Origin of the sequence: Pseudenterobacter timonensis (assembly GCF_900021175.1) — a bacterium.
Lineage (GTDB): Bacteria > Pseudomonadota > Gammaproteobacteria > Enterobacterales > Enterobacteriaceae > Enterobacter > Enterobacter timonensis.
Map to the genome: position 1 here is coordinate 176,778 of NZ_FCOP01000010.1, position 13,258 is coordinate 190,035.

22 protein-coding genes are annotated in these 13,258 nt (G+C 51.7%); 17 read left to right on the forward strand and 5 right to left on the reverse strand.

What is annotated here, in order from left to right; all coding sequences use genetic code 11:
- The first annotated feature begins 4 nt into the window (after positions 1 to 4).
- From rpsN to BN3796_RS03325, 17 genes are all read left to right on the forward strand, one after another.
- Positions 5 to 310 (forward strand): 30S ribosomal protein S14, encoded by a 306-nt coding sequence (gene rpsN, locus BN3796_RS03245; RefSeq protein ID WP_001118929.1) that lies wholly within the window; start codon positions 5 to 7, stop codon positions 308 to 310.
- A 33-nt stretch (positions 311 to 343) separates the two neighbouring features.
- Entirely contained in the window at positions 344 to 736 is a 393-nt protein-coding gene (gene rpsH / locus BN3796_RS03250) for a 30S ribosomal protein S8 (RefSeq protein ID WP_038158514.1), read from the forward strand.
- Between the two features lie 12 nt (positions 737 to 748).
- Positions 749 to 1,282, forward strand: coding sequence for a 50S ribosomal protein L6 (gene rplF / locus BN3796_RS03255; RefSeq protein WP_061706983.1), 534 nt, complete (start codon positions 749 to 751; stop codon positions 1,280 to 1,282).
- A gap of 9 nt (positions 1,283 to 1,291) precedes the next feature.
- Positions 1,292 to 1,645, forward strand: coding sequence for a 50S ribosomal protein L18 (rplR, locus tag BN3796_RS03260; RefSeq protein ID WP_000358956.1), 354 nt, complete (start codon positions 1,292 to 1,294; stop codon positions 1,643 to 1,645).
- A gap of 14 nt (positions 1,646 to 1,659) precedes the next feature.
- Positions 1,660 to 2,160: a 30S ribosomal protein S5 gene (gene rpsE / locus BN3796_RS03265; protein ID WP_002438697.1), complete on the forward strand. Its 501-nt coding sequence runs from the start codon at positions 1,660 to 1,662 to the stop codon at positions 2,158 to 2,160.
- A gap of 6 nt (positions 2,161 to 2,166) precedes the next feature.
- Complete coding sequence (gene rpmD, locus BN3796_RS03270) at positions 2,167 to 2,346, forward strand: 50S ribosomal protein L30 (protein ID WP_003863301.1); 180 nt, start codon at positions 2,167 to 2,169, stop codon at positions 2,344 to 2,346.
- Positions 2,347 to 2,349: 3 nt separating this feature from the next.
- Complete coding sequence (rplO, locus tag BN3796_RS03275) at positions 2,350 to 2,784, forward strand: 50S ribosomal protein L15 (RefSeq protein WP_061706984.1); 435 nt, start codon at positions 2,350 to 2,352, stop codon at positions 2,782 to 2,784.
- Positions 2,785 to 2,791: 7 nt separating this feature from the next.
- Entirely contained in the window at positions 2,792 to 4,123 is a 1,332-nt protein-coding gene (gene secY, locus BN3796_RS03280) for a preprotein translocase subunit SecY (protein WP_061706985.1), read from the forward strand.
- A gap of 31 nt (positions 4,124 to 4,154) precedes the next feature.
- The gene (gene rpmJ / locus BN3796_RS03285) at positions 4,155 to 4,271 is read left to right on the forward strand and encodes a 50S ribosomal protein L36 (RefSeq protein ID WP_000868187.1); all 117 of its coding nucleotides are present in this window, start codon (positions 4,155 to 4,157) and stop codon (positions 4,269 to 4,271) included.
- A gap of 146 nt (positions 4,272 to 4,417) precedes the next feature.
- Entirely contained in the window at positions 4,418 to 4,774 is a 357-nt protein-coding gene (rpsM, locus tag BN3796_RS03290) for a 30S ribosomal protein S13 (protein WP_061706986.1), read from the forward strand.
- Positions 4,775 to 4,790: 16 nt separating this feature from the next.
- The gene (rpsK, locus tag BN3796_RS03295) at positions 4,791 to 5,180 is read left to right on the forward strand and encodes a 30S ribosomal protein S11 (protein ID WP_003031137.1); all 390 of its coding nucleotides are present in this window, start codon (positions 4,791 to 4,793) and stop codon (positions 5,178 to 5,180) included.
- A gap of 33 nt (positions 5,181 to 5,213) precedes the next feature.
- A complete protein-coding gene (gene rpsD / locus BN3796_RS03300) occupies positions 5,214 to 5,834 on the forward strand; it encodes a 30S ribosomal protein S4 (RefSeq protein WP_003863314.1) in 621 nt (206 codons plus the stop codon).
- 25 nt (positions 5,835 to 5,859) lie between these two features.
- Positions 5,860 to 6,849 (forward strand): DNA-directed RNA polymerase subunit alpha, encoded by a 990-nt coding sequence (locus tag BN3796_RS03305; protein ID WP_002438685.1) that lies wholly within the window; start codon positions 5,860 to 5,862, stop codon positions 6,847 to 6,849.
- Positions 6,850 to 6,889: 40 nt separating this feature from the next.
- Positions 6,890 to 7,276, forward strand: coding sequence for a 50S ribosomal protein L17 (rplQ, locus tag BN3796_RS03310; RefSeq protein WP_001216372.1), 387 nt, complete (start codon positions 6,890 to 6,892; stop codon positions 7,274 to 7,276).
- 109 nt (positions 7,277 to 7,385) lie between these two features.
- A complete protein-coding gene (locus BN3796_RS03315; RefSeq protein ID WP_061706987.1) occupies positions 7,386 to 7,754 on the forward strand; it encodes a DnaJ family domain-containing protein in 369 nt (122 codons plus the stop codon).
- A 2-nt stretch (positions 7,755 to 7,756) separates the two neighbouring features.
- Positions 7,757 to 8,173, forward strand: a complete 417-nt coding sequence (zntR, locus tag BN3796_RS03320; protein ID WP_061706988.1) for a Zn(2+)-responsive transcriptional regulator — start codon at positions 7,757 to 7,759, stop codon at positions 8,171 to 8,173.
- A gap of 65 nt (positions 8,174 to 8,238) precedes the next feature.
- Complete coding sequence (locus tag BN3796_RS03325) at positions 8,239 to 8,454, forward strand: alternative ribosome-rescue factor A (RefSeq protein WP_061706989.1); 216 nt, start codon at positions 8,239 to 8,241, stop codon at positions 8,452 to 8,454.
- Here BN3796_RS03325 and mscL read toward each other — a convergent pair.
- From mscL to def, 5 genes are all read right to left on the reverse strand, one after another.
- A complete protein-coding gene (gene mscL, locus BN3796_RS03330) occupies positions 8,443 to 8,868 on the reverse strand; it encodes a large-conductance mechanosensitive channel protein MscL (protein WP_061706990.1) in 426 nt (141 codons plus the stop codon). The genes BN3796_RS03325 and mscL overlap by 12 nt on opposite strands.
- A gap of 134 nt (positions 8,869 to 9,002) precedes the next feature.
- The gene (gene trkA, locus BN3796_RS03335; RefSeq protein ID WP_061706991.1) at positions 9,003 to 10,379 is read right to left on the reverse strand and encodes a Trk system potassium transporter TrkA; all 1,377 of its coding nucleotides are present in this window, start codon (positions 10,377 to 10,379) and stop codon (positions 9,003 to 9,005) included.
- A gap of 22 nt (positions 10,380 to 10,401) precedes the next feature.
- Positions 10,402 to 11,688 (reverse strand): 16S rRNA (cytosine(967)-C(5))-methyltransferase RsmB, encoded by a 1,287-nt coding sequence (gene rsmB / locus BN3796_RS03340; protein WP_061707539.1) that lies wholly within the window; start codon positions 11,686 to 11,688, stop codon positions 10,402 to 10,404.
- A gap of 52 nt (positions 11,689 to 11,740) precedes the next feature.
- Positions 11,741 to 12,688: a methionyl-tRNA formyltransferase gene (fmt, locus tag BN3796_RS03345; RefSeq protein ID WP_061706992.1), complete on the reverse strand. Its 948-nt coding sequence runs from the start codon at positions 12,686 to 12,688 to the stop codon at positions 11,741 to 11,743.
- A 25-nt stretch (positions 12,689 to 12,713) separates the two neighbouring features.
- Positions 12,714 to 13,223, reverse strand: coding sequence for a peptide deformylase (gene def / locus BN3796_RS03350; protein WP_061706993.1), 510 nt, complete (start codon positions 13,221 to 13,223; stop codon positions 12,714 to 12,716).
- Between the last annotated feature and the right edge of the window lie 35 nt (positions 13,224 to 13,258).

Consider the following 13,258-nt stretch of genomic DNA (forward strand, 5'->3'; position numbering starts at 1 on the left):
CTAAATGGCTAAGCAATCAATGAAAGCACGCGAAGTAAAACGCGTAGCTTTAGCTGATAAATACTTCGCGAAACGCGCTGAACTGAAAGCGATCATTTCTGATGTGAACGCTTCCGACGAAGATCGTTGGAATGCTGTTCTCAAGCTGCAGAGTCTGCCGCGTGATTCCAGCCCGTCTCGTCAGCGTAACCGCTGCCGTCAAACAGGTCGTCCACATGGCTATGTGGGCAAGTTCGGGTTGAGCCGTATCAAACTGCGTGAAGCCGCCATGCGCGGTGAAGTACCAGGCTTGAAAAAGGCTAGCTGGTAATTGTCACCAATTGAATCACGGGAGTAAAGACAGATGAGCATGCAAGATCCGATCGCGGATATGCTGACCCGTATCCGTAACGGTCAGGCCGCGAACAAAGCTGCGGTCACCATGCCTTCCTCCAAGCTGAAAGTGGCAATTGCCAACGTGCTGAAGGAAGAAGGTTTTATCGAAGATTTTAAAGTTGAAGGCGACACCAAGCCGGAACTGGAAGTGACTCTGAAGTACTTCCAGGGTAAAGCTGTTGTAGAAAGCATTCAGCGAGTCAGCCGCCCAGGTCTGCGCATCTATAAGAAAAAAGATGAGCTGCCGAAAGTTATGGCCGGTCTGGGTATCGCAGTTGTTTCTACCTCTAAAGGTGTTATGACTGATCGTGCAGCGCGCCAGGCTGGTCTTGGTGGCGAAATTATCTGCTACGTAGCCTAATCGGAGGAAAAAATGTCTCGTGTTGCTAAAGCACCGGTCGTTGTTCCTGCCGGCGTTGATGTAAAAATCAACGGTCAGGTTATTACGATCAAAGGTAAAAACGGCGAGCTGACTCGTACTCTCAACGATGCTGTTGAAGTTAAACATGCAGATAACGCTCTGACTTTCGGCCCGCGTGATGGTTACGCAGATGGCTGGGCTCAGGCTGGTACCGCGCGTGCCCTGCTGAACTCAATGGTTATCGGTGTTACCGAAGGCTTCACTAAGAAGCTGCAGCTGGTTGGTGTAGGTTATCGTGCAGCGGTCAAAGGGAATGCTGTAAGCCTGTCTCTGGGCTTCTCTCACCCTGTTGAACACGCTCTGCCGGCCGGTATCACTGCAGAATGTCCGACTCAAACTGAAATCGTGCTGAAAGGCGCTGATAAGCAGGTGATCGGCCAGGTTGCAGCAGATCTGCGCGCCTACCGTCGTCCTGAGCCTTATAAAGGCAAGGGTGTTCGTTACGCCGACGAAGTCGTGCGTACCAAAGAGGCTAAGAAGAAGTAAGGTAACACTATGGATAAGAAATCTGCTCGTATCCGTCGTGCGACCCGCGCACGCCGCAAGCTCAAAGAGCTGGGCGCAACTCGCCTGGTGGTACATCGTACCCCGCGTCACATTTACGCACAGGTAATTGCACCGAACGGTTCTGAAGTTCTGGTAGCTGCTTCTACTGTAGAAAAAGCTATCGCTGAACAACTGAAGTACACCGGTAATAAAGACGCTGCTGCAGCTGTGGGTAAAGCTGTTGCTGAACGCGCTCTGGAAAAAGGTATCAAAGATGTATCCTTTGACCGTTCCGGGTTCCAATATCATGGTCGTGTCCAGGCACTGGCAGATGCTGCCCGTGAAGCTGGCCTTCAGTTCTAAGGTAGAGGTGTAAGATGGCTCACATCGAAAAACAAGCTGGCGAACTGCAGGAAAAGCTGATCGCGGTTAACCGCGTATCTAAAACCGTTAAAGGTGGTCGTATTTTCTCCTTCACAGCTCTGACTGTTGTAGGCGATGGTAACGGTCGCGTTGGTTTTGGTTACGGTAAAGCACGCGAAGTTCCGGCAGCGATCCAGAAAGCGATGGAAAAAGCCCGTCGCAATATGATTAACGTCGCGCTGAACCACGGCACCCTGCAGCACCCGGTTAAAGGTGTTCACACGGGTTCTCGTGTATTCATGCAGCCGGCTTCCGAAGGTACCGGTATCATCGCCGGTGGTGCAATGCGCGCCGTTCTGGAAGTCGCTGGAGTTCATAACGTTCTGGCTAAAGCCTATGGTTCCACCAACCCGATTAACGTGGTTCGTGCAACTATCGACGGCCTGGAAAATATGAATTCTCCAGAAATGGTCGCTGCCAAGCGTGGTAAATCCGTTGAAGAAATTCTGGGGTAATTGACCATGGCAAAGACTATTAAAATCACTCAAACCCGCAGTGCAATCGGTCGTCTGCCGAAACACAAGGCAACGCTGCTTGGCCTGGGTCTGCGTCGTATTGGTCATACCGTTGAGCGCGAGGATACTCCCGCTGTTCGTGGTATGGTCAACGCGGTTTACTTCATGGTTAAAGTTGAGGAGTAAGAGATGCGTTTAAATACTCTGTCTCCGGCCGAAGGCTCTAAAAAGGCGGGTAAACGCCTGGGTCGTGGTATCGGTTCTGGCCTCGGCAAAACCGGTGGTCGTGGTCACAAAGGTCAGAACTCTCGTTCTGGCGGTGGCGTACGTCGCGGTTTCGAGGGTGGCCAGATGCCACTGTACCGTCGTCTGCCGAAGTTCGGCTTCACTTCTCGCAAAGCAGCGATTACAGCCGAAGTTCGTCTGTCTGACCTGGCGAAAGTTGAAGGCGGCGTAGTAGACCTGAACACGCTGAAAGCAGCAAACATTATCGGTATTCAGATCGAGTTCGCGAAAGTGATCCTGTCTGGTGAAGTTTCTACTCCGGTAACTGTTCGCGGTCTGCGTGTCACTAAAGGTGCTCGTGCTGCTATCGAAGCTGCTGGCGGTAAAATTGAGGAATAAGTAGCAGATGGCTAAACAACCGGGATTAGATTTTCAAAGTGCCAAGGGTGGTTTCGGCGAACTGAAACGCAGACTTCTGTTTGTAATCGGCGCGCTGATTGTTTTCCGAATTGGCTCTTTCATTCCGATCCCTGGTATTGATGCCGCTGTACTTGCCAAACTGCTTGAGCAACAGCGAGGCACCATCATTGAAATGTTCAACATGTTCTCTGGTGGTGCTCTCAGCCGTGCTTCTATCTTCGCTCTGGGGATCATGCCGTATATTTCGGCGTCGATCATTATCCAGCTGCTGACGGTCGTTCACCCGGCCCTGGCGGAACTGAAGAAAGAAGGGGAGTCTGGTCGACGTAAGATCAGCCAGTACACCCGTTACGGCACTCTGGTGCTGGCAATATTTCAGTCAATCGGTATTGCGACCGGTTTACCGAATATGCCTGGTATGCAGGGCCTGGTCATTAACCCAGGCTTTGCGTTCTATTTCACCGCTGTTGTCAGTCTGGTCACAGGAACGATGTTCCTGATGTGGCTCGGCGAACAGATTACTGAGCGTGGTATCGGTAACGGTATCTCAATCATTATCTTCGCTGGTATCGTTGCGGGACTCCCGCCAGCCATTGCCCATACTATCGAGCAAGCGCGTCAAGGCGACCTGCACTTCCTCCTGTTGCTGTTGGTTGCAGTATTAGTATTTGCAGTGACGTTCTTTGTTGTATTCGTTGAGCGTGGTCAACGCCGCATTGTGGTAAACTACGCGAAACGCCAGCAAGGACGTCGTGTCTATGCTGCACAGAGCACACATTTACCGCTGAAAGTGAATATGGCGGGGGTAATCCCGGCAATCTTCGCTTCCAGTATTATTCTGTTCCCGGCGACCATCGCGTCATGGTTCGGGGGCGGTACTGGTTGGAACTGGCTGACAACAATTTCGCTGTATTTGCAGCCTGGGCAACCGCTTTATGTGTTACTCTATGCGTCTGCGATCATCTTCTTCTGTTTCTTCTACACGGCGTTGGTCTTCAACCCGCGTGAAACAGCAGATAACCTGAAGAAGTCCGGTGCATTTGTACCAGGAATTCGTCCGGGAGAGCAAACGGCGAAGTATATTGATAAAGTAATGACCCGCCTGACTTTGGTTGGTGCGCTTTACATTACCTTTATCTGCCTGATCCCGGAGTTCATGCGTGATGCAATGAAGGTACCGTTCTACTTCGGTGGGACCTCACTGCTTATCGTTGTTGTCGTGATTATGGACTTTATGGCTCAAGTGCAAACTCTGATGATGTCCAGTCAGTATGAGTCTGCATTGAAGAAGGCGAACCTGAAAGGCTACGGCCGCTAATTGGTCGCCTGAGAAGTTACGGAGAGTAAAAATGAAAGTTCGTGCTTCCGTCAAGAAATTATGCCGTAACTGCAAAATCGTTAAGCGTGATGGTGTCATCCGCGTGATTTGCAGTGCCGAGCCGAAGCATAAACAGCGCCAAGGCTGATTATTTCGCATATTTTTCTTGCAAAGTTGGGTTGAGCTGGCTAGATTAGCCAGCCAATCTTTTGTATGTCTGTGCGTCTCCATTTGAGTATCCTGAAAACGGGCTTTTCAGCATGGTGCGTACATATTAAATAGTAGGAGTGCATAGTGGCCCGTATAGCAGGCATTAACATTCCTGATCAGAAACATGCTGTGATCGCATTAACTTCGATCTACGGCATCGGCAAAACCCGTTCTAAAGCCATCCTGGCTGCAGCGGGTATCGCTGAAGATGTTAAGATCAGTGAGCTGTCTGAAGGACAAATCGACACGCTGCGTGACGAAGTTGCCAAATTTGTCGTTGAAGGTGATCTGCGCCGTGAAGTTAGCATGAGCATCAAGCGCCTGATGGATCTTGGTTGCTATCGCGGTTTGCGTCATCGTCGTGGTCTCCCGGTTCGCGGTCAGCGTACCAAGACCAACGCACGTACCCGTAAGGGTCCGCGCAAACCGATCAAGAAATAATCGGGGTGATTGAATAATGGCAAAGGCACCAATTCGTGCACGTAAACGTGTAAGAAAGCAAGTCTCTGACGGCGTGGCTCATATCCATGCTTCTTTCAACAACACCATCGTTACTATTACTGATCGTCAGGGTAACGCTTTGGGTTGGGCAACAGCCGGTGGTTCCGGTTTCCGTGGTTCTCGCAAATCCACTCCGTTCGCAGCTCAGGTTGCGGCAGAGCGTTGCGCTGAAGCCGTTAAAGAATACGGCATCAAGAATCTGGAAGTTATGGTTAAAGGTCCGGGTCCAGGCCGCGAATCTACCGTTCGTGCTCTGAACGCCGCTGGTTTCCGCATCACTAATATTACTGATGTGACTCCGATCCCTCATAACGGTTGTCGTCCGCCGAAAAAACGTCGCGTATAACGCGTTCGTTTCCAGGTTTGTTGGAGATAGAAAATGGCAAGATATTTGGGTCCTAAGCTCAAGCTGAGCCGTCGCGAGGGCACTGACTTATTCCTTAAGTCTGGCGTTCGCGCGATCGATACCAAGTGTAAAATTGAACAAGCTCCTGGCCAGCACGGTGCGCGTAAACCGCGTCTGTCTGACTATGGTGTGCAGTTGCGTGAAAAGCAGAAAGTTCGCCGTATCTACGGTGTGCTGGAGCGTCAGTTCCGTAACTACTATAAAGAAGCAGCACGTCTGAAAGGCAACACCGGTGAAAACCTGTTAGCTCTGCTGGAAGGTCGTCTGGACAACGTTGTATACCGTATGGGCTTCGGCGCTACCCGTGCTGAATCACGTCAGCTGGTTAGCCACAAAGCAATCATGGTAAACGGTCGTGTTGTTAACATCGCTTCTTATCAGGTTAAAGCGAATGACGTTGTTAGCATTCGTGAGAAAGCGAAAAAGCAATCTCGCGTGAAGGCCGCTCTGGAGCTGGCTGAGCAGCGTGAAAAGCCAACCTGGCTGGAAGTTGATGCTGGCAAGATGGAAGGTACGTTCAAGCGTCAGCCGGAACGTTCTGATCTGTCTGCGGACATTAACGAACACCTGATCGTCGAGCTTTACTCCAAGTAAAGCTTAGTACCAAAGAGAGGACACAATGCAGGGTTCTGTGACAGAGTTTCTAAAACCGCGCCTGGTAGATATCGAGCAAGTGAGTTCGACGCACGCCAAGGTGACCCTTGAACCTTTAGAGCGTGGCTTCGGTCATACTCTGGGTAACGCACTGCGCCGTATTCTGCTCTCATCGATGCCGGGTTGCGCGGTGACCGAGGTTGAGATTGATGGTGTACTGCATGAGTACAGCACCAAAGAAGGCGTTCAGGAAGATATTCTTGAAATCCTGCTTAACCTGAAAGGGCTTGCGGTGAGAGTTCAGGGTAAAGATGAAGTTATTCTTACTCTGAATAAATCTGGCATTGGCCCTGTGACTGCAGCCGACATTACCCACGACGGTGATGTCGAAATCGTCAAGCCGCAGCACGTGATCTGCCACCTGACTGATGAGAACGCATCTATCAGCATGCGTATCAAAGTTCAGCGCGGTCGCGGTTATGTGCCGGCGTCTGCCCGAATTCATTCGGAAGAAGATGAGCGCCCAATCGGCCGTCTGCTGGTCGACGCTTGCTACAGCCCTGTAGAGCGTATCGCCTACAATGTTGAAGCAGCGCGTGTAGAACAGCGTACCGACCTGGACAAGCTGGTCATCGAAATGGAAACCAACGGCACAATCGATCCTGAAGAGGCGATTCGTCGTGCGGCGACCATCCTGGCAGAACAACTGGAAGCTTTCGTTGACTTACGTGATGTACGTCAGCCGGAAGTGAAAGAAGAGAAACCAGAATTCGATCCGATCCTGCTGCGCCCTGTTGACGATCTGGAATTGACTGTCCGCTCTGCTAACTGCCTCAAGGCAGAAGCTATCCACTATATCGGTGATCTGGTACAGCGTACCGAGGTTGAGTTGCTGAAAACGCCGAACCTGGGTAAAAAATCTCTTACCGAGATTAAAGACGTGCTGGCCTCCCGTGGTCTGTCTCTGGGCATGCGCCTGGAAAACTGGCCGCCGGCAAGCATTGCTGACGAGTAACCGGATCACAGGTTAAGGTTTTACTGAGAAGGATAAGGTCATGCGCCATCGTAAGAGTGGTCGTCAACTGAACCGCAACAGCAGCCATCGCCAGGCTATGTTCCGCAACATGGCAGGTTCCCTGGTTCGTCATGAAATCATCAAGACGACCCTGCCTAAAGCGAAAGAGCTGCGTCGCGTAGTTGAGCCGCTGATTACTCTTGCCAAGACTGACAGCGTTGCTAATCGTCGTCTGGCATTCGCCCGTACTCGTGATAACGAGATCGTGGCAAAACTGTTTAACGAGCTGGGCCCGCGTTTCGCGAGCCGCGCCGGTGGTTACACTCGCATTCTGAAGTGTGGCTTCCGTGCAGGCGACAACGCGCCGATGGCTTACATCGAGCTGGTTGATCGTTCTGAATCGAAAGCAGAAGCTGCTGCAGAGTAATCTGTAGTAACGTAAAAAAACCCGCTTCGGCGGGTTTTTTTATTTCTCCCCCGGATTTCTCTCTTCATAATAGTCGTATCTTTTTTGATCACCTTTGTGGAGCACTCTGATGTGGTTACTCGATCAGTGGGCAGAACGACACATTGTTGATGCCCAACGCCAAGGCGATTTCGACAATTTACCGGGCAGCGGTAAGCCGCTTATGCTGGATGATGATTCCCATGTTCCGGAAGACTTACGTGCAGGATATCGGCTGCTTAAAAATGCGGGTTGCCTGCCCCTGGAGCTGCAACAGCGAAAAGAGGCAGTTGAGCTTGCGGATCTGCTCAAAGGAATCAAGGAGGAAGATCCCCGTTATCGTGATCTACAACGACGTTTAACCCTGCTGGAAATTCAGCTTCGTCAGGCTGGACTGAGCACTGATTTTTTACACGGCGATTATGCCGATCGGTTGCTTAAAAAAATGAATGAGGAATAGTTATGTACCGAATCGGTGAGCTTGCCCGTCTCGCAGACGTTACGCCCGACACCATCCGCTATTATGAAAAACAGCAGATGATGGATCACGAAGGTCGTACCGGAGGTGGTTTTCGCCTTTACACTGATAACGATCTTCAGCGACTAAAGTTTATCCGTTATGCCAGACAGCTTGGTTTTACGCTGGAGTCGATCCGTGAACTGCTTTCGATCCGAATCGATCCCGCGCATCATACCTGCCAGGAGTCCAAAAGCATTGTGCTGGCCCGGCTGAAAGAAGTGGAAGCGAAGATTGAAGAACTCCAGACCATGCAGCGATCGTTGCAACGTCTGAATGACGCCTGCTGCGGTACTGCCCATACCAGCCTTTCATGTTCCATTCTTGAAGCGCTGGAGCAGGGTGCAAGCGCAGAACGGTGAGTTTGTTGATTTTTTACACCAACGTATCTACACTTGCGCCGAACCAACCATTATCAGGAGAGGCTATGAGCCGATATCAACATAAGAAGGGGCAGATCAACGATAACGCTATCGAAGCGCTATTGCATGATCCTCTGTTTCGTCAGCGAATTGAGAAAAATAAAAAAGGGAAAGGAAGTTATCTGCGCAAAGGGAAACATGGCAACCGGGGTAACTGGGAGGCCAGTGGAAAAGAAGATAGTCGCTTCTTTCCCACTGGCCTTCTGCTTTTAGGCGCCTGATGATGGGCGACTATTTTGCTCTTTTAACAGGTCACGGATTTCAGTAAGCAGCACTTCTTCTTTAGTAGGGCCAGGCGCCTCTTTTGCAGGCTCCTCTTTTTTACGATTAAGTTTGTTAATGAGCTTAATCGCCATAAAGATGGCAAGCGCAACGATAATGAAATCAAACACGTTCTGAATAAACACGCCGTAATGCATCACAACAGCCGGGACATCTCCCTGCGCCTCTCTGAGCGTGAACGCAAACTGTTTGAAATCGATTCCCCCGATCAACAATCCGAGCGGCGGCATAATAATATCTGCAACCAGGGATGAGACAATTTTACCGAACGCAGCACCGATGATGACACCGACAGCCAAATCCACCACATTCCCGCGCATCGCAAATTCGCGAAATTCTTTAATAAAGCTCATATTATTCTCCTTGTGCCAGCTGGTATTTATCAGTCTAACAAATCATTAGCCGATTTCCATTACAAGAAAATAACATTGGCCTTATAAATGAGAGGGTTAATAAGCAAAAGCGCTCGTGTGAGCGCCTTGCTGACTTAAAGAAAGAAGGGGCTTGGCTGGAAAAGACGCTCTACGTCAGTAATGTATTTTTTATCCGTCAGGAACATAATGACATGGTCGCCTTGCTCGATTCGGAGATTATCGTTCGCAATCATCACATCGTTGCCCCGTACCACCGCACCGATTATCGTGCCCGGAGGAAGCTTGATTTCATCAATAGCGCGACCCACCACACGGGAAGTCGTTTCATCTCCATGCGCCACCGCCTCGATCGCCTCCGCCACGCCGCGGCGCAGGGAGGAAACGCCCACAATATCCGCCTTACGTACATGGCTGAGCAGCGCGGAAATTGTGGCCTGCTGAGGGGAGATGGCGATATCAATCACGCTACCCTGCACCAGATCAACGTAGGCCCGGCGCTGAATGAGGACCATCACTTTTTTTGCGCCCATGCGTTTTGCTAGCATGGCCGACATGATGTTCGCTTCATCGTCGTTGGTTACGGCAATAAAAAGATCGACCTGATCGATATGCTCTTCCGCCAGCAGCTCCTGATCTGAGGCATCGCCATAAAAGACGATAGTGTTTTGCAGTTTTTCCGCAAGCTCAGCGGCACGCTGCTGATCTCGCTCGATCAGCTTCACGCTATAGTCTTTCTCAAGGCGACGGGCGAGGCCCGCGCCAATATTGCCGCCGCCGACCAGCATGATGCGTTTATACGGTTTTTCCAGACGCTGCAGCTCACTCATTACTGCGCGAATGTGCTGTGAGGCCGCGATAAAGAAGACCTCATCTCCTGCTTCTACAATGGTAGAGCCCTGGGGACGGATGGGCCGATCGTGGCGGAATATAGCCGCGACGCGAGTATCAATGTGGGGCATATGCTCTCGCATGGTGGAGAGCGCATTACCAATGAGTGGTCCACCGTAGTATGCCTTGACCACGGCCAGGCTTACTTTTCCCTCCGCGAAGTTCACTACCTGCAGAGCACCGGGGTATTCAATCAGGCGGTAGATATTATCAATAACCAGTTGCTCGGGAGCGATAAGGTGATCGATGGGCACCGCATCCGTGTTAAAGAGTTTATCCGCATCACGAACGTAATCCGGGGAACGGATACGGGCAATGCGATTCGGCGTATTGAAAAGAGAGTAGGCCACCTGGCAGGCAACCATATTCGTCTCGTCGGAACTGGTCACTGCAACAAGCATATCGGCATCATCGGCGCCCGCTTCACGCAATACCCGGGGATGCGAACCGTGGCCCTGAACGACGCGCAGATCGAACTTGTCCTGCAGGCCACGCAGTCGATCGCCGTTCGTATCGACGATGGTGATGTCGTTATTTTCCCCCACCAGGTTTTCGGCAAGCGTACCGCCAACCTGCCCGGCTCCCAGAATGATTATCTTCATAGCATGCGACCCGTATTCAACATCACTCTTTGATTAGCTTAGCGTAAAAGAAGCCGTCACCTTCTTCCGCACCCGGCAGGTTCTGAATGCCCGGCTCATTAGGCGTGCCGGTATCGTGCAGTTTAGCGTCCGGCGTACGTTTCAGGAAGGCGGCAATTTGCTGGCTGTTTTCACCAGGAAGTATGGAGCAGGTGGCATACACCAACGTACCCCCAGGCTTGAGATGGGGCCAGATAGCGTCCAGGATAGCAGCCTGAAGCTGAGCCAGCTCGCTGATATCACGATCGCGACGCAGCCATTTAATATCGGGATGGCGACGAATGACGCCGGTAGCAGAGCAAGGCGCATCCAGCAGGATACGGTCAAACTGTTCGTCGCCGCACCACGCGGCGGGCGTTCTGCCATCGCCCTGTTTGACTTCCGCCTTCATTCCTAAACGCTTCAGGTTATCGTAAACGCGGGAAAGACGCTTTTCATCTACATCTACCGCCATGACGTTTGCCTGCGGAGCGACTTCCAGAATGTGGGTGGTTTTGCCGCCCGGCGCCGCGCAGAGATCCAGAATGCGTTCGCCGTTTTCCGGCTCAAGCCACTTCATACAGCCCTGAGCAGAGGCATCCTGAACGGTGACCCAGCCTTGATCAAACCCCGGTAAAGACTGGACCGATGCAGGCGAGGCCAGGCGTACCGCATCCGGATAGTGTTCGTGCGTAAAACCTTGCAAGCCTTCGGCCTCAAGCAATGCCATCCACTCATCCCGGCTGTGATGGTTACGGTTGATGCGCAGCCACATCGGCGGACGTTGGTTATTCGCCTCCACAATGGTTTCCCATTGCTGTGGCCAGGCTTTTTGCATTCGTTTAAGCAGCCAGTCAGGATGAAGAAAGCGAGCGTCCGTTTTGTCGAATGCGGCCAGCAATTCATCCTGCTGGCGCTGAAACTGACGCAATACGCCATTAATCAAACCTTTCAACTGGGGGCGTTTGATCATAACCGCGCCTTCCACCGTTTCAGCCAGCGCGGCGTGTGGAGGAATACGCGTATGGAGAAGCTGGTAAAAACCAACCATGATTAAATAATGGATAGTACGCTGCTTGCCCGTCATTGGGCGAGACATCAGCTGATTAACCAGCCACTCAAGTTGAGGAAGAGTGCGCAGCACGCCAAAGCAGAGCTCCTGGAGCAGCGCTTTATCTTTATCTGAGACTTTTTGCTGAAGCGGCGGAAGGATATTGCTCAGCGATTGACCCTGTTCGACCACCTGTTCGATGGCCTGCGCCGCCATGCTGCGTAAATTTTGTTTTTTCATAACCGCAAAAATAAAAATGCCCGGGATCACCGGGCCTTAATGATAACCTTGCTCAGGCAAGACGATTACCCGGCGTAAACCAGTCACGGCGAGAGTTCAGCAGATCTTGCGCACTCATCGCTTTTTTACCGGCTGGCTGCAGGATTTCCAGATTAAGGATCCCCTCAGCGGTTGCTACCTCGATCCCCTGCTTACTGGCCGCGAGAATAGTTCCTGGCTCTGCCTGAGGTTGACCGTGAATAACAGAGGCTTTCCAGATTTTAACCGGCTGATCCTCAATCATCATCCAGCTCATTGGCCAGGGATTAAAGGCGCGGATGCAGCGTTCCAGCTGGGCGGCAGAAAGTGACCAGTCCATCCGGGCCTCTTCTTTACTCAGCTTTTCGGCGTAAGTGACATGCGTTTCGTCCTGCACTTCCGCCCGGATGCTGCTGTCGGCAAGCTGCTGCAGCGTTTCGATCAGCCCCTGTGGGCCGAGCTCAGCGAGCTTATCGTACAGCGTTGCGCTGGTATCAGCTTCAGTAATGGGGCAGGAGAGCTTATAAAGCATATCGCCCGTATCAAGACCAACATCCATCTGCATGATAGTCACGCCAGTTTCGCTGTCGCCAGCCCAAAGCGCGCGCTGAATGGGCGCCGCGCCGCGCCAGCGAGGAAGCAAGGAGCCATGAACGTTAATACATCCAAGACGCGGCATATCAAGTACCGCTTTCGGCAGGATCAGGCCGTAAGCGACCACGACCATGACATCAGCCTGAAGTTCGGCAACGAGCTTCTGGTTCTCCTCCGGGCGTAAAGACGCGGGCTGAAAAACCGGCAGGCTGTGTTGCTCGGCAACAACTTTTACCGGGCTGGGCATCAGCTTTTTACCACGCCCAGCGGGGCGATCCGGCTGGGTGAAAACCCCCACAATCTGATGACCAGACGTTAACAGCGCGTCGAGATGACGCGCTGCGAAGTCAGGGGTTCCTGCGAAGATAATACGTAGCTTCTTAGACACGTTTTTCCTTGTATCCCGGTTTCCGTTACGCGCGTGCGCGCAGACGATCCAGTTTTTCGACTTTCTGGCGGATACGCTGCTGCTTTAGCGGAGAGAGATAATCGATAAAGAGCTTACCGACCAGATGATCCATCTCGTGTTGAATGCAGATAGCCAGCAGGCCGTCTGCTTCCAGTTCAAACGAATTACCATCGCGATCGAGCGCGCGAATTTTCACTTTCTCGGCGCGCGGCACAAGGGCGCGTTGCTCAGGAATGGATAAACACCCTTCCTCGATACCCGTTTCACCACTTTTTTCAAGCAGCTCCGGATTAATGAGTACCAGGCGCTCTTCGCGATTCTCTGATACATCAATCACAATAATACGCTGATGAATATTGACCTGTGTGGCCGCAAGACCAATACCTTCTTCGGCGTACATCGTTTCGAACATATCATCCACGATACGCTGAATTTCTTCATTAACTTCTTTGACCGGTTCAGCGACGATGCGAAGCCGCTCGTCCGGAATATGTAACACTTGCAAGACTGCCATAAATTTCCAGAGTCGTATTCAGGAGTTGAAAAGAT

Excerpts from the sequence above, each read along its gene's own strand:
- rpsK (WP_003031137.1), top strand. The coding sequence starts at position 4,791 with ATGGCAAAGGCACCAATTCGTGCACGTAAACGTGTAAGAAAGCAAGTC.
- rpsD (WP_003863314.1), top strand. The coding sequence starts at position 5,214 with ATGGCAAGATATTTGGGTCCTAAGCTCAAGCTGAGCCGTCGCGAGGGC.
- BN3796_RS03325 (WP_061706989.1), top strand. The coding sequence starts at position 8,239 with ATGAGCCGATATCAACATAAGAAGGGGCAGATCAACGATAACGCTATC.
- rpmJ (WP_000868187.1), top strand. The coding sequence starts at position 4,155 with ATGAAAGTTCGTGCTTCCGTCAAGAAATTATGCCGTAACTGCAAAATC.
- rpmD (WP_003863301.1), top strand. The coding sequence starts at position 2,167 with ATGGCAAAGACTATTAAAATCACTCAAACCCGCAGTGCAATCGGTCGT.
- rpsN (WP_001118929.1), top strand. The coding sequence starts at position 5 with ATGGCTAAGCAATCAATGAAAGCACGCGAAGTAAAACGCGTAGCTTTA.
- zntR (WP_061706988.1), top strand. The coding sequence starts at position 7,757 with ATGTACCGAATCGGTGAGCTTGCCCGTCTCGCAGACGTTACGCCCGAC.
- secY (WP_061706985.1), top strand. The coding sequence starts at position 2,792 with ATGGCTAAACAACCGGGATTAGATTTTCAAAGTGCCAAGGGTGGTTTC.
- rpsH (WP_038158514.1), top strand. The coding sequence starts at position 344 with ATGAGCATGCAAGATCCGATCGCGGATATGCTGACCCGTATCCGTAAC.
- rplO (WP_061706984.1), top strand. The coding sequence starts at position 2,350 with ATGCGTTTAAATACTCTGTCTCCGGCCGAAGGCTCTAAAAAGGCGGGT.
- BN3796_RS03305 (WP_002438685.1), top strand. The coding sequence starts at position 5,860 with ATGCAGGGTTCTGTGACAGAGTTTCTAAAACCGCGCCTGGTAGATATC.
- rplQ (WP_001216372.1), top strand. The coding sequence starts at position 6,890 with ATGCGCCATCGTAAGAGTGGTCGTCAACTGAACCGCAACAGCAGCCAT.
- rplR (WP_000358956.1), top strand. The coding sequence starts at position 1,292 with ATGGATAAGAAATCTGCTCGTATCCGTCGTGCGACCCGCGCACGCCGC.
- rplF (WP_061706983.1), top strand. The coding sequence starts at position 749 with ATGTCTCGTGTTGCTAAAGCACCGGTCGTTGTTCCTGCCGGCGTTGAT.
- def (WP_061706993.1), bottom strand. The coding sequence starts at position 13,223 with ATGGCAGTCTTGCAAGTGTTACATATTCCGGACGAGCGGCTTCGCATC.
- rsmB (WP_061707539.1), bottom strand. The coding sequence starts at position 11,688 with ATGAAAAAACAAAATTTACGCAGCATGGCGGCGCAGGCCATCGAACAG.
- rpsE (WP_002438697.1), top strand. The coding sequence starts at position 1,660 with ATGGCTCACATCGAAAAACAAGCTGGCGAACTGCAGGAAAAGCTGATC.
- mscL (WP_061706990.1), bottom strand. The coding sequence starts at position 8,868 with ATGAGCTTTATTAAAGAATTTCGCGAATTTGCGATGCGCGGGAATGTG.
- BN3796_RS03315 (WP_061706987.1), top strand. The coding sequence starts at position 7,386 with ATGTGGTTACTCGATCAGTGGGCAGAACGACACATTGTTGATGCCCAA.
- trkA (WP_061706991.1), bottom strand. The coding sequence starts at position 10,379 with ATGAAGATAATCATTCTGGGAGCCGGGCAGGTTGGCGGTACGCTTGCC.